Source organism: Nostoc sp., from assembly GCF_036917415.1.
Classification (GTDB): Bacteria; Cyanobacteriota; Cyanobacteriia; order Cyanobacteriales; family Nostocaceae; genus Nostoc.
Window position 1 is genome coordinate 1 of the sequence record NZ_JBALDJ010000112.1, and the last position, 26358, is coordinate 26358.

Here is a 26358-nt window from a genome sequence, read left to right on the forward strand (position 1 = left end):
TCTGTTAATTTAACTCGCAATGGAGCAGACATCTCGTAGAACCTGTTTTTTAGACCTTCTCTATCTTATATTTAATTATAACCACCTACTTATTACTAATACGACTTTGATAAACTTTATTACCAATTTCCGCAGAAGCAAAACTGCAAAATAAACTTATAAAGAATTTATTTTCAACGGTCATTAAGGCTTTCCCCGTTGCGGATATCAAATTTGCGTATAACTTTTCTAACTCCCAATTGCTTTTAAATTCTACAAATTCGTTGTCTATTTGAGTTGAATCGACTGTTGTTATTACCGTTATTAATGTATTTAAAGTAACTAAGGCAAGAGATTAACATTCTTCTGTGAAATTACCATAATCATAAACGATAAATTTCTCAGGAATGTAGGAATTGTCTTCAAGTAACTAGATAATTGCTGCATAGCGATCGCGATGCTTAACCAAAAAATTAACTTAGCTTGTTTGAAACTTTATCCAAATAATATCTGTCTATCTAAATAATCAGGGTTTTTACTCTGATGGTTAATTTTAAGTATACACAATACTGTGTTTCTAACAGCACAGGGTCGTTATTCTAAAAGTTCAGTTATAACAAGACCCGCTCAATTAAATGTTTCTGATAAAGGTGTAAATAATGACTGATTTACCGCGATCGCCCAAAAAAGCTTGCAAAGAAGTTGAAGTTTCGACACAAAGACTACTGCATATTTAACCTCGATAAGCCTAAATGAATAAATATAGAATGAATGAGGTGTCAACCATGACTCGAATTCGTGACGTTGTAGAAAGAGCTTTAGTAACTGGTTATTTGACAGTTGAAGCTGAAGATCAACTACGACAACTGTTGACTACCCGATATGACTTGGAAGATTTCAATGCTTTCATGACTTTGCAGGAAGCTGCCATGACTGGTAAGGTCAAGCAGGAGTCTAGAGAGCGGTGTGGCATTAAATAGAGATGTCGCCTTCTACATCTCACCGACGGGGGCGTTTACCATCATCTTCAAAATCATCATCATCCTCAAAAAATTCCCAATCATCATCATCGGCTTGATTGGTAGTTGGCGGCTGATAAGGGGGGATAATTACCCGATAATCAGCATCGTAAATTGATTCAGTTTTTCCCGCAGCCGTATTTTTTGGCTCGCGGTAGCTGTAGGAGTAAACTGAACCAGACCGAGAACTGCTTTTGGCTTCTGATTGACGTTCGTAAGTTGTTGAATCTCTAGGCTGTTGAGCTTCAGGGTTAGGAGTAGGCGCTGACTCTGACTTTTCATCAAAGTTCCAATCATCATCTCTACTGCTATTTGTCTCCCAATCATCAAATCCCTCACTGCTAGACTCTTCTCTTTTACTAGCTGGTGGAGGACTGGCAGGGCGAGATGTAAATTCTTCTCTTTGGGTTGCTTTGGCACGACTTGAAGGGGTGGTTCCTCTGTTAGGAGTTTGGCGTTGTCCTGCCACAAAATAATTGGATAAATTAAATAAAGTAGCAATCAATATCGATGTGAAAGCACCAGTGGCAGTACTGAACAAAATCCATATCGCTAGTGGTAATGGTTGAGTTCGCACGCCCAAAAATACTAGCGAAAGGGCAGGTGAGAAATTTTGGACTAATAACAGCGTTAGTCCTCCCAGTACTGCCACCAATAGAATTAAGCGAATTACAGCCATAGCAATTTTGTCAGTTGTCAATTATCAGTGGTCAGTTGTCAGTTATGAGAGAAGGCAGGAGGTAGATAGCGCAGCGTTAGCGAGTCCGCGAGCGTCGGGCAGGAGGCAGGAGGAAAGAATTATAATTGATTACTTTCCTTTTTACGAGAGGCTGCGCCAACGACAAACTTAGGAAGCATAGTTCTGGGTCATTACCTAGTTTAAAAAGAAAATATTCGTAGAGACAATACATAGCGCGTTAGCGTAGCGGCACGGAGTGCGATACAAAGCACCTAGACGAGCCGCCCCACCTACGATCTTGCTTCAATCCCACGCTTTGCTTTTAAACGTGGTTTACTCCTGTCTCTTACCTCCGATTACTCTTCACTGACTACTGACACTATCAGCCATCTCTATCATTACCTTTTTAGGACTATTGTGAAATTTACAATAAATCCACTCAGGGCGTTAGCGACGACCTTGCCACCGCTGAATTGGGATGCAGTCAATATCTAGTTGATCTAAAGCACGGGCAACTACAAAATCAACTAAATCCTCGATGGTTTGGGGATTGTGATACCAGGCGGGAATAGCGGGGACAACTCTAACTCCAACTTCTGCTAAAGAGGTTAAGTTACGCAGGTGGATGAGGCTAAAAGGCGTTTCACGCGGGACAATAACCAGCTTTCGCCCTTCTTTGAGTTGGACATCCGCTGCCCGTTCTAGTAAATCGGAACTCAAGCCAACTGCTAGCTTTGCCACTGTACTCATGCTGCATGGAATAATCATCATCCCCAGAGTCGCAAAGGAACCGCTGGCAATTCCGGCTCCGACATCGCTCCAAGGATGACAACGGAGTTTACCCAAAAGTGCAACACCAGCTTGCTCTCGCCAGAATTGTTCTTGCCCGGTTGGTTCTGGTGGCATCCGAATTTCCTGTTCTGACTGCCAAACCATGTAAGTTGATTTAGAGGCAACCAATTCAATACTATACTCCGCTTCTAGCAAAAATTTGATTGCGCGAACAGCGTAAATCAGACCAGATGCGCCCGATACGCCTAAAATTAAAGGTTTAGTGTGATTTGACACGTAAGTCTTAGTGGATTTTACTCATCCTCAGAGTAAGAGTCTAGGTCATCAGGCTGCATATCATTTGGTAAGTAGAGGTCTGAAAGGTCGTCATGGGAATCATTGCCAGTTAACCCTTTGGTGACGCCATCGCTGCCAACTGTTACCAAATCAATTTGCTGACGGTAGTAATCGACACTTTTAACTTGGACAGCGACGCGATCGCCTAGTCTATAAGAAGCGCGATTTTTGCGACCAAACAGTGCTTGTTGTCTGGCGCGATATTCATACCAATCATCTTTGAGAGAACTGACGTGTACCAATCCCTCTACCCGCAAAGGCACACCAGGATTACTGCTGGACTCCACCTCAGCCGCGGGCACTTCAATTTCCACAAAGAAACCGTAGGATTGAACCCCTGTAATCACGCCTTGAAATACCTGACCAATGCGTTGCTTCATTAGTTGGGCTTTTTGCAGTCCGGCTAAATCGGCTTCGGCTTCTTGGACTTCTTTTTCTCGGTCGTTAATTTGGACAATTACCCTAGTCAAATCGCTTTGGAGTTCTTGTTGCAATTCTGGGGGTAAAACGTTCCAGTTAATTTCCTCATGGCTAGAGGAGTGGCGTAGGTTAACCCGCTCTCTCACGCGGGTATTGCGGCGATCGCGTCCGTTTTCAAGTAGCGTGTAATACACTCTCTGCATCAGCAAATCTGGAAAACGCCGCAAGGGAGCGCTAAAATGGACATATTGCGGTAGTGCCAGACCAAAGTGAGATCCTTTGGTGGTACTGTATGCAGACGGCTTAAGTGTATCTTGTAATAAGTAGGTAAGAACTTGCTCAGAGGGAGATTCAGCAAAAGCTGTAGTCAAATGTTGGTAATCTAAGGGTTGGATATCAACTTCTGGATCTAATGTGAGATCAACGCCTAAATTGACTGCCAATTTCAGCATTTCCTGGACATCTTCAACATCGGGAGTACCTTGGACTCGCCAGATAGCCGGAACACCAAGGGCATTTAAGTGAGTTGCAAACAGTTGATTAACTAACAGCACCAACTCCGTGAGTAGCGATCGCACTGGTAAATCATTCACCACCACAGCGCCGAGAATCCCCTCATCATAATAGGCGTTTTGGCTAGGCGGCAGATTCAACTGGAGGCTACCACGAGTCAATCGCACTTGTTTTACGGCAGTTTGCAAGGCTTGGAGGTCTTGCAGGATTTGGGAAACCTGTGATGATTGATCTTGAGCTTCACCTGTGAGAATCGCTTGGGCAAGTTCTGTACTCAGTGCAGTTTCGACATTGATTACACTGGGTTGAATTTCCCATTCCAGCACTTCTCCCGATTGGGGATCGATGGTAATTAAAAAAGAGATAGTTAAGCGATCGCTCCCAGGTACTAAAGAACAGCGTTCTGCTACAGTTGGGGGCAAGATTGGCAACACCAATTCTCCTAGATAGACTGATTTGCCCCGTTTGAGTGCTTCTCTATCTAGGGCTTCGTCAGGTTGGACATAGTGAGAAACATCGGTGATATGAACGCCCAAAAGCCAATTTCCGGCTAAGTTTTTTTCTAAACTAAAAGCGTTTTCTATAACTTTGGTATCACTATTTACCCCTTCAATCGTGAGAGTATACAAATTACGTAAATCCAGCCGATTTTTCAGGTCTGCTTTGAGGAGCTTTTTGGGCAACTTGGCGGCTGCTTCTAGAACATTATCTGGAAAAGTCCGGGAAAGGTCGTGTTTGCACGTAACTAAATCTATATCAGCAGCAGCTTCGGCATCGCTACCGAGGATTTGCACCACTCGACCAAGGGGAGGATATTGTGCCAACGGGTAACGCAAAACTTCCACATGAACCAGATGATCGATCGCTTCTTCTAACTTTGCCCCGTTCGGTTGAATCTTGAGTTCAAACAGCAATCGATCGTCTAAAGGCACAGCCCTAAAACCAGTTTCTACTTGCTTAATTCGTGCCAGTAAAGTGTGGTTAGAACGTTCGAGAATCAGCTTCACCTCACCTTCTGGAGAGCGACGGCGACTGCCTTCTTTAAGAACTCTCACCAAAACGCGATCGCCATTCCAAGCATTACTCAGATGACTTTCGCGGATGTAAATATCCTCAGCTCCTTCCACATCTTGAATAGCAAAGCAAAAGCCTTTACTAGAACAACGGAGTTTTGCCTCGATTATTCCCTCTTCTGAAACACGGCGGTACTTGCCCCGTTCCTTTACTAAAATACCGATTTTTTCCAGAACATCTAAGGCAATGTGAAGTTTTTGTAAACTTTTTTCATCTTCACAGCCAAGTTTCTTTTCTAAAACCTTCCGAGCTACCAATTTATCATCGGTGAAATTGGCAAGGAGTGTAGCGATTGAAAATTCCATGCAGTGAACCGACCTTTGGTCAAAACATCATTTGTTGTTTAATCTGGTTCATTTCTGTATACCCTCACGGCTTACAGAAACAAGCTGGAAACTAATTGCCCTGAAGCAAGCTTCCTAAGTTCTAAGGAAAGGAAGCGCGACTCAGTAAGAGCGGGAAACTACTCCCGCAGTTCCTTTGCAAAGAAGCCGACCCACGGACAACTCTGGGCGTTTACGAACTTCTCACTGCACGATGCTCTCAGAATTCGCCTGCGTTCAAGTCCCTTCACCTAACCAAACTTAAGATTGCACGCCTGATTAAAATTTAGCTCCGCTAGGTAATTACGCGACGGGTTTTTGAGAAGCTGGGTTTAGAGAATCCATACTGCCCAAAAGCGTTATGCAGGGGAGCCACTGCCATCCTGGGGTCTCCCCAAGTGGAGGAGGCAGTGCGGTCTTGGGGTCTCCCCAAGTGGAGCAACTGCCGTCAAGTGGCGTGGAAAGTACAGGTGTTTGATTGTCTAAAGAGAAGGTAATTTTACGCCATTAGACTCTGATTTTTAACTAGGAGGAACTGCTGGTGAACCCAATTTTCCCACATGTAGAATCGGTAACAATTAGGTAAGCAGCTTAATAAGCAGCGAGGGCGAACCTTATCTCCACTATTGTAGATTTAGAGGGCACTTCCAGAAAATAGTTCTAGATATAGACTTGGGTAATCAGTATAGCATTGCAAGCAAGACTACCCAGATAAGTTAGCACTGAGCAAAAATTTCGTCAAAAAAGAGCTACTGCTACAATTGGGACACCAGGCAAAGCAAGAATATCACCTTGACGGCTCAGAGCAGAGAATTATACCTACTCATCGCCTGCCAAGAAACTAATGACACATAATAAACAATTAAAAATGAATAAATGCAATATTGGCAGGCATCCTGGGTATCGAGTGGATGTAAATTAAAGTAAGGGCAGCCGATCTCGCTTGAACATACAGGCAGTATCAACCCCGTTATTAAAAATATTTAGATTGGTAGCAGTATTATGTTGGCTCAATTCCAGAGCTTGTATCCCAAGGGCAGTTTGATTTCTGAATTAGTGCAAATTTTTCAAGGAAAATATATTGTCCGGGCAAGCGTGCAAATTGAAGGTGTAACCCGTGCTACGGGTATGGCAGCAGCAGAAACAGTAGAAGCAGCAGAAGACCAAGCCAGAACTAGGGCGCTGATAGTTTTGGGTATTACAAACGCGCCACCAGAATCAGTGGTGTTGACCTCAAATCCAGTTTCTCCAGCACAGCTAAATCCTTCCTTGAATACTAAAGGTGGATTGAGTGAGCCTGCTGCTTATTCCTCTGCAAAAGATGAGGATTTTGTTAGTAGTCAGTGGTCAGCAGTCAGCGACAAAGAAATATCTATACCGCCTTCCAAAGAACGGAACATCAAACCAGAAGTAGTAACAAGCAGTAACGAACAGTACGGCTACAGCAATGCTGCGCCCCTAGCAAGCGATACATATAGCCAAGATTTGGGTCAAAACTTTCCTGTGACTGCCAACCGAGAGCTAGAATTCGATCCTCCAGTTGAAAACTTAGAAATAACCTTTGGTAACCAGCCAGAAAATCAAACCTTTCCCGCAATTTCTGCCAACAATGTCACACCATTTACACCTCGGAGTTACAGCCCTCAAGAAAATATCGCTACCCCGTCAGTGACAGGAAAGAGAAAGAAGAAAGCTGAACCAGTGGATTTATCAGATGTAATTGCAAAAACAGATGTTGAACTTCAGCGTTTAGGCTGGACACCAGAACAGGGACGGGAGCATTTGATTGAAACCTACGGTAAGCGCGGACGGACTTTGCTAACTGAAGAAGAATTACACGGATTCCTCAAATACTTACAATCTCAGCCAGACCCAATAGCGGGATTTTGATTTGTCATTAGTCATTAGTCATTAGTTATTTGTGAAGACTAATAACTAATAACATAGGCTGTTGAAATACTAATGAAGCTATGGAACCTTTGAATTTCTCTGAAGTATAGCAGGAGGCAGGAGGCAGGAGGCAGCAGGTAAAAGTATTACTATTCCTAGCTTTCATGCTTTCAAAATGTCCTAACCTGTGTGACTACGGCTATAATTGCTCAAATAGATGTTGAAATGGAGTGACTAGGCTGGTTACCAGAACAGAGACGGGGGTATCTGATTAAAACTGATGGGAAGCGATCGCGTACTTTACTGACACAAGTAGAATTACTAGACTTGCTTTAATACCTTGAATCTCAGCCATTAGATAAAGTTGTGACTGCCAAAATCCCCCGTTTATTGGGGGGAAACAGGAATCTAGTACCCTCCCCTTTCCAAGGGGAGGGTTAAGGTGGGGTAAAACCGTGATTTCTCAGCTATTTCAGACTTGTGTATACACGGTAGCCGCGCAAGCAAGAAGGTGTTGGGGGTGGGGTGTTAGGGACTTTTGCAAAAGGTCTAATTTCTAAATGAAGTTTTGAAGTCAAATAACCCCTCTTCACTGATGAAAAGGGGTTATTTTTGGGGTTTAAGGGAATTAAAACTGGTAAATCACCATTTACCAATCGTGACTATTAATTAAGAACAGCAACTGCTGGGCGACTACCAGCGGAGTGACGGTCAATCACTTGGTCAATCAAACCGTAGTCCCTGGCTTCCTCTGGCGACATGAAAAAGTCACGTTCAGTATCTTCAGCAATGCGCTCAATTGGTTGACCTGTATGTTCAGCTAAATAGTCGTTTAGCCGCCGCTTGTGGTACAGAATTTCCCGCGCCTGAATTTCAATATCAGTCGCCTGTCCTTGAGCGCCGCCTAAAGGTTGATGAATCATAATCCGAGAATGGGGTAGACTCATCCGTTTACCCTTTGCACCCGCGCTGAGGAGAAAAGCACCCATACTTGCCGCCAATCCGGTACAAATTGTACAGACATCAGGGCGAATATGCTTCATAGTGTCAAAAATGCCCATACCAGCCGTCACCGAACCACCGGGAGAATTGATATACATATAAATATCTTTCTCCGGGTCTTCAGCATCCAAATACAGCAGTTGGGCAACAATCAAGTTAGCAATGTTGTTATCAACTTGTTGTCCCAAAAAGATGATGCGCTCACGTAACAGCCGTGAGTAGATGTCAAAGGCGCGTTCACCTCGACCCGATTGTTCAATAACGATAGGAATCATGGAAGCGTGTTTGTGGCTACTTTAAATACATTTTATCGGTGACAGCACGAAACTGGGGCTGATCTCTACTTTTCCCAGGTGGATATAAGTAAATCTTGGCTATTCTGCCTTATTCAACAAGCAAGTAAAAAGTGCTTTTGCAATAGATTCAACCTCTAAGGGCACTTTTTAGCGGCAAAAGCTGTCTAAGAAGATATCCCGATTTAGGGAAAAACAAATCAAAAAACTCCAACTATTGCCAATTTAATGTCTCGGCTTTTGCTGCACAACATTGGCAATATGGTGATTAGACTGATAACCGATATCTGATTTGCTTAGGGAATTATCTTAATTTTAAGTAACATTTTAAACATTGTTTTAGGATTTACCTCGGCAATTATCAAGTTATTTTTGTTAGATTCAGTAAGTCGATAGTAAAAGGTGTATTTAGAATAACTAGTCATACTTGAAATGCTATCCACCCAGAGAGAGACGTGCCATGCTGGAAAAACTTATACAAGCCGCCATCATCACCTTCTTGCTCCATCTGATAGCAGGACTTAGCCCAAATACTTTAATTCAGACAAAGACAGCATCACCTATGCAAGAAACGCCACCAAATATTGTTAGCTTGCTATTGCGATCTTTTCAATAAGAATGTTTTATAAGTTGCACTGGTGTAAGTTGTTATGACTTACGCATTGACAATAAATGCCAAATATGGATAAAGGTTAAAAACCACATCTTTCGTAAGGGCACAGCAATGCTCATTGGTGTCAACTTAACGCTAAACCCGCTTGGTGAAAACATTTTGCCCTCACCCCCAGCCCCTCTCCCAAGAGAGAGGGGGTGAGGGATTTACAAAACACCTGTCTGATATAGTTTTCGGCTTAAGTTGACACATATGAGCAATGCTGTGCCCCTACAGCATGGTCTATTTCCGATCGCAGGATAATTAAAAAAAGCCTGAAACAATCTATTTTCGTTAATTCACATCACGATCTATTTGTACAGTGCGTAAGTCCTAGTTGTAAGTAAGTCGGTGCAAATAAACCCAATTACATCAAGATGATAAAGATGATTGCGTTGTAGTCAGCGCTAAAGTGCTGACTACAAAACTGAAATTTTTTACACCAATTTACTTAGGCGATATCAAAAATATGCAGTAGTGTTTCTTGCCCAAAGGGTAATTCGCTCGTTGAGTTTCTTAATTTAATGTACATAGTCGTCTAGGCTAACACTCCTGGGAACACGGTAGACTGAGCAAAGAAGGCAACTATTTGCATTTGATTATGACTAATCGCCTTGCTGAAGCTAAGAGCCTCTATCTCCGCAAACACGCCGAAAACCCAATTGATTGGTGGCCTTGGTGTGATGAAGCACTTGCAACTGCAAGGGCGCAAAATAAACCGATTTTTCTTTCCATTGGCTATTCTAGTTGCCACTGGTGTACTGTCATGGAAGGCGAGGCTTTTTCTGATATTGCGATCGCTGACTACATGAATACCAATTATCTTCCCATCAAAGTAGACAGGGAAGAAAGACCTGACCTCGATAGCATCTATATGCAGGCTTTGCAGATGATGAGCGGTCAGGGCGGTTGGCCTTTGAATATTTTTCTTTCCCCAGAAGATTTAGTACCGTTTTACGCTGGGACTTATTTTCCTGTAGACCCGCGCTATGGTCGTCCGGGATTTTTGCAGGTGTTGCAAGCCCTTCGCCGTTATTACGACACCGAAAAAGCAGAATTACAGCAACGCAAAGCCTTAATTATTGAGTCTCTGCTCACGTCTGCGGTGTTGCAGGATGGTACAACAGATGAGCTTGAAGACCGGGAATTACTGCGCCAAGGTTGGGAAACCAGCACAGGTGTAATTACTCCTAGTCAATCTGGTAATAGCTTTCCGATGATTCCCTATACAGAATTAGCACTACGGGGAACTCGATTTAATTTTGAATCTCGTTATGATGGCAAGCAAGTTTGTACCCAACGGGGACTAGACTTAGCGCTGGGAGGCATTTATGACCATGTAGGTGGTGGTTTTCATCGCTATACTGTTGACCCTACTTGGACAGTACCCCACTTTGAAAAGATGCTCTACGACAATGGACAGATTGTGGAGTATCTAGGAAATTTATGGAGTGCAGGAGTACAAGAGCCAGCATTTGAAAAAGCGATCGCTGGTACTGTACAATGGCTAAAGCGGGAAATGACCGCACCTGAAGGTTACTTCTATGCTGCCCAAGATGCTGACAGCTTTACTGTTCCCACGGCAGTAGAACCAGAAGAAGGAGCCTTTTATGTTTGGAGTTACAGCGAACTACAACAACTGTTAACGCCTGAAGAATTAACGGAATTACAACAACAATTTACTGTTACCCCTAATGGCAACTTTGAGGGACATAATGTTTTGCAAAGACGCTATTCAGGTCAACTGAGTGCAACGCTGGAAATCTCACTGAGTAAGCTGTTTACCACTCGCTATGGCGTTAGTTCTGAGTCACTAGAAACTTTTCCCCCGGCTTGTAATAATCAGGAAGCAAAAACCACTAATTGGCCAGGTCGCATTCCCTCGGTGACAGATACGAAGATGATTGTCGCCTGGAATAGCTTGATGATTTCTGGACTAGCTAAGGCTGCTGGGGTTTTCCAAGAACCGTTATATCTGGAATTAGCAGCACGAGCAGCGAATTTTATCTTGGAAAATCAATTTGTAGATGGGCGTTTTCAACGACTCAACTATCAAGGTGAACCAACTGTTTTAGCCCAGTCTGAAGATTACGCCTTTTTTATTAAAGCTCTGCTAGATTTACAAGCTTCCAACCCTGAGCATCAGCAATGGTTAGAAAAAGCGATCGCTATCCAAGATGAATTCAACGAATTTCTCTGGAGTGTTGAATTAGGTGGTTACAATAACACATCGAGCGATTCTAGTCAAGATTTAATTGTCAGAGAACGCAGTTATGCAGATAATGCTACACCCTCAGCGAATGGAATTGCGATCGCTAACCTTGTCCGTCTCGCCCTACTCACCGATAATCTAGATTATTTGGATTTAGCGGAACTTGGTTTGAAAGCTTTTAGGAGTGTAATGCATCGTGCTCCCCAAGCTTGTCCCAGCTTGTTTACAGCTTTGGATTGGTATCATAATTCTACTTTGATTCGCAGCACAACTGAGCAAATCAACGCTTTGATTCCCAAGTATTTACCGGCGGCTGTGTTTGCCATCACATCTGATTTTCCAGAGGGAAGCGTTGGGTTAGTTTGCCAAGGTTTGAAGTGTCTGGCACCAGCAGAAAATGTAGAGCATTTATTGCAGCAAGTCCAGCAAAGTCAAAATAGGGCATAGGGCATTGGGCATTGGGCATTGGGCATTGGGCATTGTCTCTCTAGTGCCCACTTACCAGTTACTAGTACAACACGGCGTAAATAAACCACCCATTCCAAATCAATAAAACGCTTATGCTGTATACCTGTTTGGCTTTTGACTTTTGACTTCCGCCTTGCGGCACTAGTCCCCAAACCCCAATTCGATATCTAACTATGACGACCCGAAATGAATTAACAGTAATTGTATTAGCAGGCGGTAAAAGTTCTCGCATGGGTCAAGATAAAGCCTTGATTCTCATTCAAGGGGTACCATTGTTGCAGCGAGTTTGTGGGATTGCTCAAAGCTGCGCTGATACTGTTTATGTAGTAACTCCCTGGCCAGAACGCTATCAAGACTTGCTTTTGCCTGGTTGTCAGTTTATTCGGGAAGTACCTTTATCTAGAGAATCTCTCGCTCATGGGCCTTTAGTTGGGTTTGCTCAAGGGCTAGCCGAAGTCAAAACAGATTGGGTGCTGTTGCTAGCTTGCGATTTGCCGAGGTTGCGGGTTGAGGTGTTGCAAGATTGGGCAAGTAGACTTGATAGTGTAGGGGATAATGCGATCGCAGCTTTAGCTTGTCATCCAAAAGGCTGGGAACCTCTGTGTGGTTTCTATCGCCGTCGCTGTTTGCCACAACTCCTAGAGTTTATCAACCAAGGGGAGCGATCGTTTCAGCAGTGGCTTCGGCAATATCCTGTAGAAGTTTTGCCCTTAGCAGAACCCGAAATGCTGTTTAACTGTAATACACCAGAGGACTTGGCTTTAAGTTGAGTTGGGAAATGGGCACTTAATCGTGAACTAAACCTGCGGAAACTCTGGTAATAAAGTCATTTTTCGGATGATTTGAATTCACCTCTATAGTTCAACACAGTTCAGATCAGCCCAAAACCTTGATGTAGAGACGCGATTTATCGCGTCTTGGCTGTTTTAGATTTAAACTCATTAAAATTAGTACATACAGCAGTTTGCAAGTAAGTAAGGTACAAAATCCAGGACTCACGCATCAGATATAAAGAGTTTCTGCCTCCTGCCTCCTGCCTTAAAACCCGTAGTTTTGTACTTCATGCAAATGAAAACTGCTGTAATAAAAACTTTTATCACATAACCACTAATGCTATTTCCTCAAAATGAAAGCCAAAGGAGCTTTAATTTACTTTTCTCCAAAAATCCCACCCCTATGTGGGTATATAACCAGAATAATCTACAATTTTTAGATGTAAATGAAGCGGCTGTTGTTCACTACGGCTACTCACGAGAAGAGTTCTTGCAAATGCGAATAACTGACATTCGCCCTTCAGAAGATGTACCTATCTTCCTTGAATATTTAGGACGAAAGCACTTTAACTTAGATTTTACTGGTCGATGGCGACATCAACGAAAAGACGGACAGATTATTGATGTTGAAATTTTCACACAGACAATAGACTATGGCAGTTCTAAGGCTCGCTTAGTTCATATACGAGACATCACAGAACACAAACAAATAGAAAGAACTCTTCAACAAAGTGAAGCTAGATTTCGAGTTATTTCTGAAGCCATTCCTGTTCCATTCATTATTTCGCGTGTGTCTGATGGGTTGATTTTATACGCTAATACAGAGTTGCTTCAAACATTTCAGTTTTCTCCAGAGTATTTAGTTAATCGCAAAAAAATCGTAGACTTATATCATAATTTGACAGATTTAGAAGCACTGTTAACAGTTCTTAATCAGCAAGGTTTTATTCATAATTATGAACTGCAATTAAAAAAAGCAGATGGAACTTGTTTTTGGGCGATCGCTTCTTTACAATATTTATTTTTTAACAATGAGTCAGCAATTTTAACAGTTTTTAATGATATTAACGATCGCAAAAACGCCGAAACAAAACTCCAAGAACAAAATGAATTTTTGCGAATAATTTTTGAGAGCATACCATTGATGATTGCCCTGATCAATGCCAATGGTGAACTCCAGTGGGTGAATCAAGAATGGGAAAATATTCTCGGTTGGAAATTTCAAGATTTCCAAACTCGTGATGTCTTGGAAGCACTATATCCTAATCTTGAATATCGACAGTTTGTAATTAGTTTTATGCAGTCTGCACAACGTAATTGGGGTGACTTTAAAACTCAGGTACGCGATGGTCGTTTACTGGATACATCTTGGACTAGTGTTTACCTTTCAAATGGTCAAATTATCGGTATTGGACAAGATATCACAGAACGTAAGCAAACTGAACTAGCTCTAAAAGCCCAAGCCGAACGGGAGCAATTGATGCGAACTGTTGCTCAACGGATTCGTCAATCTTTGAATCTTCAAGATATTCTAAATGCAACAGTTCGAGAAGTGCGAGATTTACTTAAAGTTGATCGAGTAGTAGTTTATCAGTTTGACTCAGAGATGATCGGCACAATTATGGCGGAATCAGTGGAACCTGGATGGACGGTTTCTTTGAGTATACAGATTCATGATACGTGTTTTCAAACAGGCGCAGGATTGGAATATTATCAGGGACGCAAACGAGCGATCGCTAATATTTATGAAGCTGGACTAACTGATTGCCATATTCGCCTGTTAGAACGGTTTGAGGTGAAAGCAAATTTAGTTGTGCCCATTCTACTAGAAGTAAGCTCTCAAAACCCTGGCTCTCACATTTGGGGTTTACTGATTGCTCATCAATGTTCTGGTTTTCGTGAGTGGGAAGAAAATCAATTAGATTTGCTCGATCAAGTGACAGTCCAATTAGCGATCGCAATTCAACAATCCAGCATCTTAGAGCAAGCTCAAACTGAACTTGTTCAAAGACAAAAAGCTCAAATCAAGTTAAAAAATGCCTTGGCTGAAAAAGAAGTTCTTTTAAAGGAAGTTCATCATCGAGTTAAAAATAATTTGCAAATTGTCTCCAGTTTATTACAACTTCAGTCTCAAACACTCAAAGATCCGGAAATAATCAAAGTTTTTCGAGAAAGTCAAAACCGAATTGAGTCAATATCTCTAATTCACAAAAATTTATATACTTCCGCCAATATAGGACAAATTGATGTTGCTGACTATATCAGTAATTTAGCAGCCAGCTTGCTAATTTCCTATCAAATATGCCCTGGTAAAATAGCTCTAGAAACTGATATAGATTCAGTAAGTTTGAATGTCGATCAAGCTATTGCCTGTGGATTGGTGATTAACGAATTAATCTCCAATGCCCTCAAACACGCTTTTCCCAATCAACAAGCAGGCACAATCAGTATTGCTTTACGCAATGTTGGCAATAGTATCGAGATGACTATCCGAGATAATGGGATTGGTTTACCAGATAATTTAGATTGGAGAAATACTGATTCTTTGGGTCTGTCGTTAGTACATGACTTGGTTACAGAACAACTAGAAGGCAACATTACTTTAGAACGCAATCATGGAACAGTATTCAAAATAAAATTTACGCAGTTAACTTTGCATTAATAAATATCAAATGGGTCAAGCTAGGATTTTAGTCGTTGAAGATGAAGTGATTGTGGCTAGAACTATTGCTAGTCAACTCAGTCAACTAGGATATATTGTTACAGGTACAGCTTCATCTGGAAAAGTTGCCATTGCCAAGGCATTGGAAACTCAACCAGAATTAGTATTAATGGATATTATTCTTAAAGGTGATATGGACGGTATTGCTACCGCCACTCAGATTCGCCAGCAGTTAGATGTACCTGTAATTTATTTAACCGCTTATGGCGACGATCATACTTTAGAAAGAGCCAAAATTACCCAACCTTTCGGATACATCGTTAAACCATTTACTACAAAAGATTTAAAAATTGCGATCGAGATTGGTCTGTTAAAACACCGCTTAGAACGCGAACTGCGGGAAAATCGAGATCAGTTAGCAACCCTTTTAAACTCAATGAGTGATGCTGTAATTGCTGCAAATGAGCAGGGAAAAATAATATTTATGAATCCTGCGGCTGAGGCACTGACTGGCTGGCAGCAAAAAGATGCTTTAGGAAATGAAGCAGCGAAGATTTTTCATATTGTCGATGAAGTGACAGAGACAACATTAGAAAACCCTGTTACAAAAGTGCTGCGGGAGCAACAGGTTGTTTATTTAGGGGAATTTACATCTCTAATTACAAAAAATGGCAAAAGAATTCCAATTGGCGATAGTGCTTCACCACTAAAGCGAGGATCTGACCAGATAAATGGTGTAGTAGTTGTTTTTTGGGATCTTAGCGAACGACGCCAAACAAAATTGCTAGAGCAAGCATTAGAGAAAGAGCAAGAACTTAACCGTCTCAAGTCCCTATTTATCTCTACTGTATCTCATGAGTTCCGTAATCCTTTGACTGTTGTCCAAACAGCAGTAGAACTTATGGAAATGCAAGGAGCAAATTTGACAGATACAAAAAGAGGCATCTATTTAAAGCGAATTCAAGGTGCTGTGCAATCTATGGAAAAACTCATGGAAGAAGTGCTATTTATGGGTCGAGCGGAAGCAGAAAAACTCATATACAACCCTGCTTCCCTTAACCTAGAGCAATTTTGTCGAGAGTTAATCGAAGATTTTTTGATGGTTAAAAGCAGCGCGTGTGAAATTGTTTTTAACTGTCATAGTGAGAATACGTCTGCTGTAATGGATGAAGGACTTTTAAATTACCTATTTGCAAATCTTCTCTCAAATGCAGTTAAATATTCTCCCCAAGGTGGCAATATTCAGTTTGATTTAATATGCGACCCAATTGAGAAAGCAGCAATTTTTTACATTCAAGATCGAGGTATGGGCATTCCCGAACCAGACCAAGCTCGACTGTTTGAATCATTCTACCGAGCCTCAAATGTCAGATCAATTCAGGGTACTGGGTTGGGGTTAGTAATCGTTAAAAGGTGCGTCGATGCTCATCAGGGTCAAATCAATGTCACAAGTGAAGTTGGAGTTGGTACTAAATTTACGGTAATTTTACCCTTAAATTCCGAATTATGAGTTATAAATTCTTCTTCAACTCACATCCCGATTTTTGTTACCAACTTGGGTTTGGTAGTGACGCCATTTTTCCTGCTGACGCGCTCTTTTCTCTTCGGTGAGGCTATCGAAACAATAGGGACAGGAGATACCTTGCTCATACTTTGGAGACACTTTATCTTCCTCAGAAATCGGACGTCCACAACAGAAGCACCGCTCACAACTCCCTTTCTCCAACCCATGACTAACAGCTACTCGCTCGTCAAAAACAAAACATTCTCCTTCCCATAAACTTTCTTGTGCTGGAACTTCCTGCAAATACTTCAGAATGCCACCCGTGAGATGATAGACTTCTGCAAAGCCTTGGGCAAGCATGAAGGATGAAGCTTTTTCACAGCGAATGCCGCCTGTACAAAACAGAGCAATTTTTTTGTGTTTAGTTGGGTCGAGATGGTGGCGCACATAATCGGGAAATTCGCGGAATGATTCAGTTTGGGGATTTTCTGCCCCTTGGAAAGTACCGATATTCACCTCATAATCATTGCGCGTGTCAATCACGGTTACTTCTGGATTGGAAATTAAATCATTCCATTCTTCAGGGTTGACATAGATACCAACTTGCTCATTTGGGTCGATTTCTGGCAACCCCAAAGTAACAATTTCTTGCTTCAACCGCACCTTCATCCGCTCAAAGGGCGGGGTTTCGGTATAAGACTCTTTGGATTCTAAGTCTGCTAGACGGGGGTCAGAACGCAGAAACCAGAGAACTGAGTCAATCGCCTGACGCGAACCGGCAATTGTACCGTTAATCCCTTCAAGTGCCAGCAAAATCGTCCCCTTGACACCTTGCGCTTGACAGTAAGACAGCAGAGGATCTCGTTTTTCGGCAAAATCTGGTAGCTTAACAAATTTATAGAGTGCTACGAGAACTTGGATATTTTCTGGCTTCATCCCTTTGGTAATAGAACAATATAAGTTACAATAACAACGGTAATCAAAGTTATCTACTATTTTAAGTTTATGGGGGTTTAGCTCAGTTGGTAGAGCGCCTGCTTTGCAAGCAGGATGTCAGCGGTTCGAGTCCGCTAACCTCCATTGGAAATGTTTGATTAAATGGGATTGCATCCATTGCACCAATTCAAAGCCGTACTGAGTTAGAGGAATCTCTGGATAAGGAGGTAAACTCTGATTTGATAGTACTAACGTATTTTAAATAGTTAAAAATTTGACTTATTTATACTTAGGGGGTTGTTTGGAAAAGCGTCCATTGGGGTTAGTGGCAATTGTTCTCTACAAATCATTTGCCGCCTTGCTGCTTATGGTTACTTCGATCGCTTTATTATTGACATTAAAAAATTATCAAACTCTAGAGGTGTTTTCAGAAAATTATATTTTAGAAGGTAAATCGATAATTATTGATTGGCTTTTAAAGAAAGTTGTTAACTTAAATCCTAGAACTCTGGCATTTAGCGGCATCGGAACTGGAATCTATGCTATTGTTACTGGTATTGAAGCCGTTGGTTTATGGTACGAAAAGCGTTGGGCACATATCTTAGTATTGGGACTTGTCGGTATCAGTATTCCACCAGAGATTTATGAATTAATCCGGGGAATATCTCCGATTAAAACATTAGTTTTTGTGTTAAATTTAGCTGTATTTGGCTATTTATTCCGAAATTTTCCTAAACATCCCAACTAATTTTTGATTCGATACTTAGGGTCTATCGTTGAAAAGTTTAGGAGTGCTGAGGAACTAAGAGAGCGAAACCTAGTGATTAAAAAGCTTGACCACAAAAGGCTCAGGGTTTACGCAAAACCAAGACCCCACGTTGTACAATCGCTAGAAATACAATCTGGAGAGCGACTTGCCTAGATCGATTCAGTCTACTCAACCACCATTGAAATTTATTCCCCAACGGTTGAATCCGCTGGTACTCCAGATTTTTCGGTGGTTACTGCCGATCGCACTACGGTTTCGTACTCGTCCTTGGCTCCCGGCTGGGATTGTCAAGGTTGAAGCCAAGAATGTTGAAGTATTAGCTGAACTCTATCAACAATTCCAGGCTGGAAAAATTCGCTTTTTGTTGGCATTTCGCCACCCAGAGGTGGAAGATCCCCTCTGTATGCAGTATTTGCTTTCTCGCATTGTGCCACAAGTTGCTCGTCAAAAAGGTATTACACTAAAATCCCTGGTTCACAGCTATTTTCTTTATGACCGAGGTATGACAGTTTGGGCTGGAAAGTGGCTAGGCTGGCTGTTCTCTCTCTTGGGGGGTGTACCGGTTCGTCGTGGTAGGCGACTAGATCGCCAAGCTATCCAAAATGCACGGGAGTTGTTTGCTAATGGCGCACTACCGATCGCAGTAGCGCCGGAAGGCGGTACTAATGGTCATAGTGGCATTGTTAGCCCCTTGGAACCTGGTGTTGCTCAAATGGCGTTCTGGTGTGTAGAAGACTTAGAAAAAGCTAACCGTTCTGAGATTGTGATCGTTGTACCGATCGCCATCCAGTATCGCTACGTTGAGCCACCTTGGTCTAAGATAGATTGGCTGTTGAGTAAGTTAGAAGCTGATAGTGGCTTGAAAGTTTTGGAAATTGATTCGGGCGATCGCGAAGAAATTTACTATCAACGCCTCTTTCGGTTAGCTGAATATCTAATTACCGAGATGGAAGAGTTTTATCGTCGCTTCTATCATCAAGATATCCCAAAAACCATCTCAACTGATGAATCTGCTAGTGCTAATCAGGTATTAATTGCCCGACTTCATTGCTTACTGGATAAGGCTTTACAAGTTAGCGAACAATATTTTGGAGTTCAAGCGCAGGGTAATTTTATTGACCGCTGTCGCCGCTTGGAAGAGGCTGGCTGGAGTTACATTTACCGAGACGATTTGCCAGATATCAATGCTTTAGCACCCTTCAAACGCGGTTTGGCAGACTGGATTGCAGAAGAAGCCGACTTGCGAATGCGGCACATGCGAATAGTGGAAAGTTTTGTTGCAGTTACAGCTACTTATATTCAGGAACAACCAACGGCGGAACGGTTTGCAGAAACAGCTTTGCTTGTATTCGATATGCTTTCTCGAATTCAGGATACAACACTTCCGGGGCGACCTCGGTTAGGTTTGCGACAGGCACAAATCACTGTGGGAGAGCCAATTTCAGTTACAGAACGCTTCAGAAATTGTCAGGGCGATCGCCAAGCTTCTAAACAGGCTGTGAGCGATTTGACACAAGATTTGCAAATCGCTTTAGAGAAAATGATTAGATAACAGAAATTCTAAGACTTTTTCGCTCGAATTTTGTCAAAGATTGCACCTTCATCAAAGAATTTTTTCTGAATTTCATCCCATCCTCCTAAATCTTGAGCTTTGAATATCGTTTTAATTTTAGGAAATTTGTCTTCCATTTCTTTTATAACAGTCAAGTCAACGGGACGAAATCCTAATTTAGTAAACTCTCTCCTTGATTTAAAAGTACATTGCCCCTGGTTCATCAAATTTTTCCCTTTTATCTGCGGTAACTCGATCTGGATACTGTAGTTGAGGGGCATTACAAAACAGTGGTTAAGGATTAATAACTTTTTATTAACCTAAATTTAAACAAATTCTGTTCTAAAATCAAACAGCAAGAAACGGACGCTGTTCAACTGAATTTGACAGGTTTTGAGTAGGTAGGTTTTAATAATGGAGCTAAGCGGATTCGAACCGCTGACCCCCTCAATGCCATTGAGGTGCGCTACCAACTGCGCTATAACCCCAGAAGCCTTTGTAGATAAGCTTTTTAGCTTTTTAATTAAATTCTACAAATTGCCCTTGTATTTATTAGTATGCAAGTTTATGCAAATAAAATCAAGACAACTATATTAAGAAATATAAAGTATTGATTAAATATTGATACTATAGTTTTTGTTAGTTATATTTGCTACAGGTTCAACCAATAGGTTGCCTTTAACTAACTTTCTTATTCTGGCTCTCCAGGGTATTGTGTGCGGGAAGTTAGTTAAGTTCAATAGATTAATTTAGAATCCCAATTCTGATATTACTCCTAAACTTCCTCTTCATTTTCCGATCGTAATCAAAAGAACCTCATATAGAAATTCAGCTTCTTAGTACTATTTCTGGCTAGAAGCTGAAACCCTTATATTTTTGTTTTTAAAGTGGCTCAGGTCGGAGTTGAACCAACGACCCCAGGCTTATGAGTCCCGTGCTCTAACCAACTGAGCTACTGAGCCAGATTCATTCAAGTCATTAGCTAATATAGCATGCAAATTTGCTCAACACTAGCCCCTTTTGCAATTTTGTTAGAATTTCTATTCCTGTTGAGGTAGTAGGAAGCTGAAGAGGGAGGTAAACTCCCTCAACTAACAAAGCAATGATTTAGTTAAAGACAACTAAGAATTACAGGCGTTGTGGTAGAAAGGCTATTGGGTTAACAGCACCCTTCCCTGATGGATGAATTTCAAAGTGGCTGTGTGGGCCAGTGCTGTGACCAGTAGTACCCATTAAAGCAATTGTTTCTCCTTGATGTACCTGTTGACCCGGTTGCACCAGAATCTTACTGTTATGAGCATAGCGAGTACTACTGCCATCAGGATGATGGATTTCGACGAGGTTGCCGTAGCCACCATTGTTCCAGCCAGCTTTCTCTATTGTACCGTCAGCTGAGGCAACAACTGGCGTGCCAGTGGAGTTAGCAATATCAATTCCCTTGTGGGGTCTTCCCCAGCGCATACCAAAGCCAGAAGTGAGAGTACCCTTCGTCGGCCAGATATAAGCCAAGGTTGAAGTAGATGGAGGAGGTGTAAGTTCGTCAATGGGTCTGGGTAGATATTGATCCACTGCTGCTAAAGGCGGCATTATCTGTGGAGAAACTGTGGTTCCTCGCATCTTTCCTAAAGAGTCAGAGGCATTTACTCTTCTAGAAGGCGTTGCAACCCTTGTGGCAGATTGAGTGCGAGAGGGAGTCCACTGACTAGCAGAACCTAGATTAGGCAAGAACTCTGGGTTTACTGCTTCGGTAGCACGTACAGTAGTCTGGAATTGGGGCTTAACTGGCTGAACGCTATAGTTACCTCGAATCGGTGTCGGAACTGGAATTGGTATTGCTACACTATTTGGTCTAGATGCAGGGTTAGGTACACTGAAATTATTGGGCGTAGAAATAGGAGTGAGGATAGCAGCATTATTAGCTTCAATCGCTGCTGGCACAACTAAATTACCAGACTGTTGAGCGCGATATTTCTGCTGTAACCTCTGGATTTCCGCTTGTAAGCCCCGCAAACGGTCATTATTGCTATTGTTTCCCCTTGCTACCCTATTTGCTGGTGTATTAGGCTGTTGCATTTCGGCAAAAGCTTGTGGCGCTGGAATATCACCACCGACGCCATAAGACTTAGCTGTAGGGGGGGCAGTTTCTAAGTCAGTCGCACTGTTTGCCTGAATCTGTACAGTTACCGGTGTCGGCACAGCAACGCTACTTTTGTCGGCAATAGTTGGTGATGAGAAACTAGGTAGATATGAGTTGGCACTACCAATATTCAAAGGGGAAGTACCAACATGAGGAGTTTTGCTAGACTCTACAAAAGTGGGCTGACTCGCTACAGTTGCCTCAACTTGAACAGCAGGAATTTGAACAGCAGGAATAACTAGTTTTTGACTAATTCGCAGTTCATTGGGATTATTGAGGTTATTTGCTTTAACTAGTTCTGATACTGAAGTGTTGTATCTGTTGGCGATCGCTGCTAGTGTATCTCCAGGCTTAACTTTGTAGGCTGTATGTGTCGAGGAGGCAATCACTATTGGCGCCGATGGTACAGATGCACTTGTTTGTGTTTTCTGTTTTAACCTCGATATCAGGTTCGCTTGGCTTGCATCGCTAGAAGTGTCTAACTGGGCTGCTAATGCAGTCTTCTCAACTACAGTTGTCGGCTGCGCCAATTCTATATCAGCTTGTGATAAATTTTTGGTCTCTCCAGACTGTAACTGCGCCAGACTCTTTCTTAAACGGTTCGACTTTTCTTGTAAGCGATTTAGTGCGAACTCTTGTTGCGCCTTAAGTTGTGCATTTATTTCACTATTGGCTGCGGTTGACGTTGCCACTGTTCGTGGCTGGGCACTTAGTGATGCATTTGTACTATCAACACTATAGTCAGACAGATTATTGACTGTTGGAAAACTAGTTTCGGCTAAGGTATTATTCAATCCCTGTGCCACTTTGGGCTTCAGGTAAGTGGAATTTTTATAACCTGCGTTTGTTTGAGAAAACGTGTTTGATGCAGGTTGCAAAGATATTCCACTTGCCGCGACTTGCCATTTAGCTTCAAGCCCAGGCACTTGTGAGACTGCCGTTGGTTCCACGATTACAGGATTTTCCGGCACGCTCACTGATGAGACTGCTTGGGACTCTAGCTTAGTGGCGGCGAATTTCACCTTGGTGTCCAAAACAGCAGGAATTGTTGAGGTCGCCTTTTGGCTGCCTACTGGCACCGCTGCTTGGGCTTGATCGCTTTGTCGAGTCACCAAAAGGCTGGTTGCTCCCATAGAGATTGCCAAGCCAATCATTGCCGCTTTTGTCCGCACCCGGCTGTTAACTTTTGGATTCATCACATTTAGCAGTTCTACCGGGGCATCATCGCTGCTGGGGGTATTGTTCAACACAGCTTTTACTCTCTTTTTCAATGCTCGTTTCAAAGACGACCTCCTTACGATCACTAGCGCTTAATTGACCTCGATTTTTCAGTTGGATACTAGTCAATGATTTAGATCGCAACGAACGATAGATCGAGATCGCATTCACCAGAGATGCTTACGCAAGATTAACCTGCTTCTCTGATTTAGACAAGTTCACACCATCTGTTAGCAAAACTTAAATTTTGCTGTCTTTACTTGTCCGAACCACTCCTAACACCACTTAGGACGATTGATTTTACTCTTTACCATTATCCACGCTTGTCTTGCGTCAATCGCGGGGACTGGACAAACTATTTGCCAAGTCCAAGTCGCTGCTGAGAATTAAATTGCGGCGACTTCTGGAAAAGTTATGCCCCCTGCTGTAGATATCTTCAAGATATTTCTACCCGATCCGTCTTCTCAACACGAGACTTTACGTTGATTATTCCCTAAAAAACAACCGTATTAACCATCGGCTACTTTTCGGCTGATTTCTGTCCTTTATTGAGCCAAAATAGCTCAAATGTAATACATGACTGGATTTTAGCAATTTCGTTCCTAGTTTAGGATGTTTTAAATTCATCAAAATCTATCATTCAAATTTGGCAATATTCCAAGTTTCATATACAAATTTCTTATAATAAACTTACTATACTTGTAAGTATCTTCCACTACATTTTGCGAATAAACCCAATTTTTGGTATATTGTTTTACATATTCTTGCTGTCCCCAGAAAATTTTTGCAGTCAGAAATAAATCGTCTAATAGGTTTATGGAAAAGTTATAAGTAAATACACTTATAATCAGGAATGTAAACAACTATTGTAAATAGCCTAACTGACGACGGGTTTCAAATAAGCCAATTGCTACACTTACTGACAGATTCAAACTGCGAACCCCGGATTGGCTCATGGGAATATAGAGGGTAGCATCGCAATCTGACAGAATTGCTGGTGGTAAGCCTGTGGTTTCACTACCAAACAGTAGCCAATCATCAGGTTGAAACTGAAAGCTTACATAATTACAATTTCCACCAACCGTATAACCCAACCATCTGCCGCCACGCCCCTGATGTAAGGTCTTAAAGGCTTCGAGGGATTCGTGATAGTGTAGTTTTACATAAGGCCAGTAATCTAAGCCGGCTCTTTTGAGGTAGCGATCGCTAATTTCAAACCCCAAAGGGCCCACCAAATGCAACTCTGTACCCGTAGCTGCACAAGTACGGGCAATATTACCTGTATTAGGAGGTATCTGCGGGTTAACTAAAACTACCTGAGGCATTATCCGTACAATTTAAGTATTGTATAAAACAATTTATTGCCAATGTTAAATCTACCAAAAGATAGAGGCTATTCATAGGTTTTGTTAATAATAATCAAGCATCCTCTACGATTAGATTTTTAAAACGAAGTACAAATCATCCCAGAGCAATGCCTGAGAGGATATTTGGCTACAATCACTAAATATTAAGTTTTGTGTAGCAAAAGTAAGTACTTATGTATTTTAGGGCTGGTAGTGACTGCAATAAAATCTACCATTTATATGAAGACGACAGTGGGGAGATGAGGGGACAAAGGAATAAGGGACTTCCAAGTAAAAAAATATTCCATCATTGTGTGGGCAGGGGGGCAGGGGAGAAAAACAATTGTGTTGAGTCCAGAAATTGGAATAATTTCTTTTTTGGAGTTCCCTAAACAAAGTGTTTTCTCAATGCCCAATCCCCAATGGCTTTTGAGTTAACCCAGCAGAGACGAACATAATTTGTCTTCGAGTTCAATTTCGCGCTCTTGGGTAGCAATAATAGCCTGAGTGATGACGCACTGGCTGTCAAAACCGACTGCGTGTAATTGCAACCACTGTTGAGCTTCATTGCCTTCGCGGAGGATTTTGTGCAAAGGGGAAAGGAAACAGCTAAAACCTTGTTGCTTGGCGATCGCCCAAACATCTTGGTAAATTTCCGCAATCCAATCTCTTGCTACAATGCTTCTGCCATCTTGCCAATGCCTTAACTGAGCATCAAGACTACCAGCAGCAGCAGCAGCTTCGTTGTCAGCAGTCAGAGTCACAAGTTCTTCAGCAGAGAAAGTACTTTGGGTTAACGGATCGATGTTGGGATTTTCGATTATTTGCAACAAACGCGCTTCTAATAAGGCAGTAATTGCTAGTAAGGCAATAGGATCTGTGACTAAATCGCAAATTCGCAATTCTAGGCGATTCAAGTCATAAGGACGGCGATCGCCATTTGGTCGCACCGATGCCCACAAATGCCGCACATTCTGCATGGTTCCGGCAACGAGTTGATCTTCCACCCACTGAATATGATCGGCGTGGCTGGCAAATAAGGGGACATGGCTAGGCGTTTGTGGGAAGACGCCCCAACGCGTGGAGTGATAGCCAGTAGCTTTGCCATCCAAGAAGGGAGATGAGGCGCTGAGGGCGAGAAATAGGGGCGCTTCCATACGGATGACTCGACACGCGCGCATTAGTACTTCTGGGTCGCTGATGCCTATATTTATGTGTACGCTAGCGGTAACTACTTTCGTGCCGTAGGTGTTCTCAATGTAATCATGATAGGGGTTTGCTGGATCGGAACGTAGAAAGCGATCGCTCCCACCCAAAGATAAAGTACTCCCCGGTATTAAGGTGTAATTGCCCAAACGATTGAGGTAGTTTCGCAACTCCCGCCTGGGACGCAGCAAGGCACACAATAAATTTTCGTAATTGTGAGATGGTTGGGTTATGTATTCAACGTTGCGGCTATCTGGTTCGCGCATAAATCCATCCAAAGCCGCAACAATTTTGTCGGAGAGACCGACGATTTCACCTTGAGGCGTGCCAGTGTATATCTCAATCTCAAAGCCTTTTAATAAGACCACCTTGTTCTCCTCGGCTCTCTCTACTTATAAATTGTATCGAAATTGTATCGAACAAGACGAATCTCTGGATCTATCTTTAAGTCTATCAAAGGTTAAGAATCATTTAATTGCCAATTCCTGCGAAATCAAGACGGCATATTTATACAGGGTTAGCGCGTCTCAAACCCTATTGACAAAAGGACTTGCCTGATAGGCAATCAAGTTGGAAACAAAGTGGGACTATCCGGGCTAGGGT

Annotated in this window: 18 protein-coding genes and 3 tRNA genes; 10 read left to right on the plus strand and 11 right to left on the minus strand. The window is 42.2% G+C overall.

Annotated features, from left to right (window positions below; translation table 11 throughout):
- The first annotated feature begins 764 nt into the window (after positions 1-764).
- Positions 765-959, plus strand: a complete 195-nt coding sequence (locus tag V7K41_RS24620; protein WP_334852449.1) for a hypothetical protein — start codon at positions 765-767, stop codon at positions 957-959.
- A gap of 19 nt (positions 960-978) precedes the next feature.
- On the opposite strand, the gene V7K41_RS24625 is transcribed toward V7K41_RS24620, so the two are convergent.
- The 3 genes from V7K41_RS24625 to V7K41_RS24635 all read right to left on the minus strand — a co-directional run bounded on the left by V7K41_RS24625 (position 979) and on the right by V7K41_RS24635 (position 5117).
- Positions 979-1677: a LapA family protein gene (locus V7K41_RS24625; RefSeq protein ID WP_334852470.1), complete on the minus strand. Its 699-nt coding sequence runs from the start codon at positions 1675-1677 to the stop codon at positions 979-981.
- 447 nt (positions 1678-2124) lie between these two features.
- Positions 2125-2745, minus strand: a complete 621-nt coding sequence (locus V7K41_RS24630) for a flavin prenyltransferase UbiX (protein ID WP_334852451.1) — start codon at positions 2743-2745, stop codon at positions 2125-2127.
- Between the two features lie 17 nt (positions 2746-2762).
- A complete protein-coding gene (locus tag V7K41_RS24635) occupies positions 2763-5117 on the minus strand; it encodes a ribonuclease R family protein (protein ID WP_334852453.1) in 2355 nt (784 codons plus the stop codon).
- Between the two features lie 1020 nt (positions 5118-6137).
- Here V7K41_RS24635 and V7K41_RS24640 point away from each other — a divergent pair.
- Positions 6138-7025, plus strand: a complete 888-nt coding sequence (locus V7K41_RS24640) for a hypothetical protein (protein ID WP_334852454.1) — start codon at positions 6138-6140, stop codon at positions 7023-7025.
- 665 nt (positions 7026-7690) lie between these two features.
- On the opposite strand, the gene clpP is transcribed toward V7K41_RS24640, so the two are convergent.
- Positions 7691-8302, minus strand: a complete 612-nt coding sequence (clpP, locus tag V7K41_RS24645) for an ATP-dependent Clp endopeptidase proteolytic subunit ClpP (protein ID WP_292873561.1) — start codon at positions 8300-8302, stop codon at positions 7691-7693.
- Positions 8303-8780: 478 nt separating this feature from the next.
- Here clpP and V7K41_RS24650 point away from each other — a divergent pair, with 478 nt between their 5' ends.
- The 5 genes from V7K41_RS24650 (at position 8781) to V7K41_RS24670 (ending at position 16597) form a co-directional block, all read left to right on the plus strand.
- Positions 8781-8936, plus strand: a complete 156-nt coding sequence (locus V7K41_RS24650; RefSeq protein ID WP_179065022.1) for a hypothetical protein — start codon at positions 8781-8783, stop codon at positions 8934-8936.
- Between the two features lie 637 nt (positions 8937-9573).
- Positions 9574-11631: a thioredoxin domain-containing protein gene (locus V7K41_RS24655; protein WP_334852456.1), complete on the plus strand. Its 2058-nt coding sequence runs from the start codon at positions 9574-9576 to the stop codon at positions 11629-11631.
- 194 nt (positions 11632-11825) lie between these two features.
- Positions 11826-12422 (plus strand): molybdenum cofactor guanylyltransferase, encoded by a 597-nt coding sequence (locus V7K41_RS24660; protein WP_334852458.1) that lies wholly within the window; start codon positions 11826-11828, stop codon positions 12420-12422.
- Positions 12423-12762: 340 nt separating this feature from the next.
- A complete protein-coding gene (locus V7K41_RS24665; protein ID WP_442943265.1) occupies positions 12763-15087 on the plus strand; it encodes a PAS domain S-box protein in 2325 nt (774 codons plus the stop codon).
- Positions 15088-15097: 10 nt separating this feature from the next.
- Complete coding sequence (locus tag V7K41_RS24670) at positions 15098-16597, plus strand: hybrid sensor histidine kinase/response regulator (RefSeq protein ID WP_334852460.1); 1500 nt, start codon at positions 15098-15100, stop codon at positions 16595-16597.
- 15 nt (positions 16598-16612) lie between these two features.
- Here the strand turns inward: V7K41_RS24670 and trhO are convergent, their stop codons facing one another.
- The gene (gene trhO / locus V7K41_RS24675; RefSeq protein WP_334852462.1) at positions 16613-17527 is read right to left on the minus strand and encodes an oxygen-dependent tRNA uridine(34) hydroxylase TrhO; all 915 of its coding nucleotides are present in this window, start codon (positions 17525-17527) and stop codon (positions 16613-16615) included.
- A gap of 71 nt (positions 17528-17598) precedes the next feature.
- Between trhO and V7K41_RS24680 the strand changes: the two genes are divergently transcribed.
- The 3 genes from V7K41_RS24680 (at position 17599) to V7K41_RS24690 (ending at position 19848) form a co-directional block, all read left to right on the plus strand.
- Positions 17599-17671: transfer RNA gene (locus V7K41_RS24680), tRNA-Ala, on the plus strand.
- A gap of 157 nt (positions 17672-17828) precedes the next feature.
- Positions 17829-18275 carry a DUF2127 domain-containing protein gene (locus V7K41_RS24685; RefSeq protein WP_334852463.1) on the plus strand — a complete coding sequence of 149 codons (447 nt, stop codon included), beginning with the start codon at positions 17829-17831 and terminating at the stop codon, positions 18273-18275.
- Between the two features lie 166 nt (positions 18276-18441).
- Complete coding sequence (locus V7K41_RS24690) at positions 18442-19848, plus strand: 1-acyl-sn-glycerol-3-phosphate acyltransferase (RefSeq protein WP_334852464.1); 1407 nt, start codon at positions 18442-18444, stop codon at positions 19846-19848.
- An 8-nt stretch (positions 19849-19856) separates the two neighbouring features.
- On the opposite strand, the gene V7K41_RS24695 is transcribed toward V7K41_RS24690, so the two are convergent.
- From V7K41_RS24695 to gshA, 6 genes are all read right to left on the minus strand, one after another.
- Positions 19857-20072 carry a hypothetical protein gene (locus V7K41_RS24695; RefSeq protein ID WP_334852465.1) on the minus strand — a complete coding sequence of 72 codons (216 nt, stop codon included), beginning with the start codon at positions 20070-20072 and terminating at the stop codon, positions 19857-19859.
- A 191-nt stretch (positions 20073-20263) separates the two neighbouring features.
- Positions 20264-20336, minus strand: a tRNA-Ala gene (locus V7K41_RS24700).
- 400 nt (positions 20337-20736) lie between these two features.
- A tRNA-Met gene (locus V7K41_RS24705) sits at positions 20737-20810 on the minus strand.
- A gap of 166 nt (positions 20811-20976) precedes the next feature.
- Positions 20977-23268, minus strand: a complete 2292-nt coding sequence (locus V7K41_RS24710; RefSeq protein ID WP_334852466.1) for a peptidoglycan DD-metalloendopeptidase family protein — start codon at positions 23266-23268, stop codon at positions 20977-20979.
- Between the two features lie 798 nt (positions 23269-24066).
- On the minus strand, positions 24067-24528 hold the full coding sequence (locus V7K41_RS24715) for a tRNA (cytidine(34)-2'-O)-methyltransferase (protein ID WP_104908475.1): 462 nt from the start codon (positions 24526-24528) through the stop codon (positions 24067-24069).
- A 455-nt stretch (positions 24529-24983) separates the two neighbouring features.
- Complete coding sequence (gshA, locus tag V7K41_RS24720; protein ID WP_334852468.1) at positions 24984-26123, minus strand: glutamate--cysteine ligase; 1140 nt, start codon at positions 26121-26123, stop codon at positions 24984-24986.
- Between the last annotated feature and the right edge of the window lie 235 nt (positions 26124-26358).

What these genes read in the sequence shown, in the direction of transcription:
- V7K41_RS24620 (WP_334852449.1), top strand. Translation starts at nt 765, where the DNA reads ATGACTCGAATTCGTGACGTTGTAGAAAGAGCTTTAGTAACTGGTTAT.
- V7K41_RS24625 (WP_334852470.1), bottom strand. Translation starts at nt 1,677, where the DNA reads ATGGCTGTAATTCGCTTAATTCTATTGGTGGCAGTACTGGGAGGACTA.
- V7K41_RS24635 (WP_334852453.1), bottom strand. Translation starts at nt 5,117, where the DNA reads ATGGAATTTTCAATCGCTACACTCCTTGCCAATTTCACCGATGATAAA.
- V7K41_RS24640 (WP_334852454.1), top strand. Translation starts at nt 6,138, where the DNA reads ATGTTGGCTCAATTCCAGAGCTTGTATCCCAAGGGCAGTTTGATTTCT.
- clpP (WP_292873561.1), bottom strand. Translation starts at nt 8,302, where the DNA reads ATGATTCCTATCGTTATTGAACAATCGGGTCGAGGTGAACGCGCCTTT.
- V7K41_RS24650 (WP_179065022.1), top strand. Translation starts at nt 8,781, where the DNA reads ATGCTGGAAAAACTTATACAAGCCGCCATCATCACCTTCTTGCTCCAT.
- V7K41_RS24655 (WP_334852456.1), top strand. Translation starts at nt 9,574, where the DNA reads ATGACTAATCGCCTTGCTGAAGCTAAGAGCCTCTATCTCCGCAAACAC.
- V7K41_RS24660 (WP_334852458.1), top strand. Translation starts at nt 11,826, where the DNA reads ATGACGACCCGAAATGAATTAACAGTAATTGTATTAGCAGGCGGTAAA.
- V7K41_RS24665 (WP_442943265.1), top strand. Translation starts at nt 12,763, where the DNA reads ATGCTATTTCCTCAAAATGAAAGCCAAAGGAGCTTTAATTTACTTTTC.
- V7K41_RS24670 (WP_334852460.1), top strand. Translation starts at nt 15,098, where the DNA reads ATGGGTCAAGCTAGGATTTTAGTCGTTGAAGATGAAGTGATTGTGGCT.
- trhO (WP_334852462.1), bottom strand. Translation starts at nt 17,527, where the DNA reads ATGAAGCCAGAAAATATCCAAGTTCTCGTAGCACTCTATAAATTTGTT.
- V7K41_RS24695 (WP_334852465.1), bottom strand. Translation starts at nt 20,072, where the DNA reads ATGAACCAGGGGCAATGTACTTTTAAATCAAGGAGAGAGTTTACTAAA.
- V7K41_RS24715 (WP_104908475.1), bottom strand. Translation starts at nt 24,528, where the DNA reads ATGCCTCAGGTAGTTTTAGTTAACCCGCAGATACCTCCTAATACAGGT.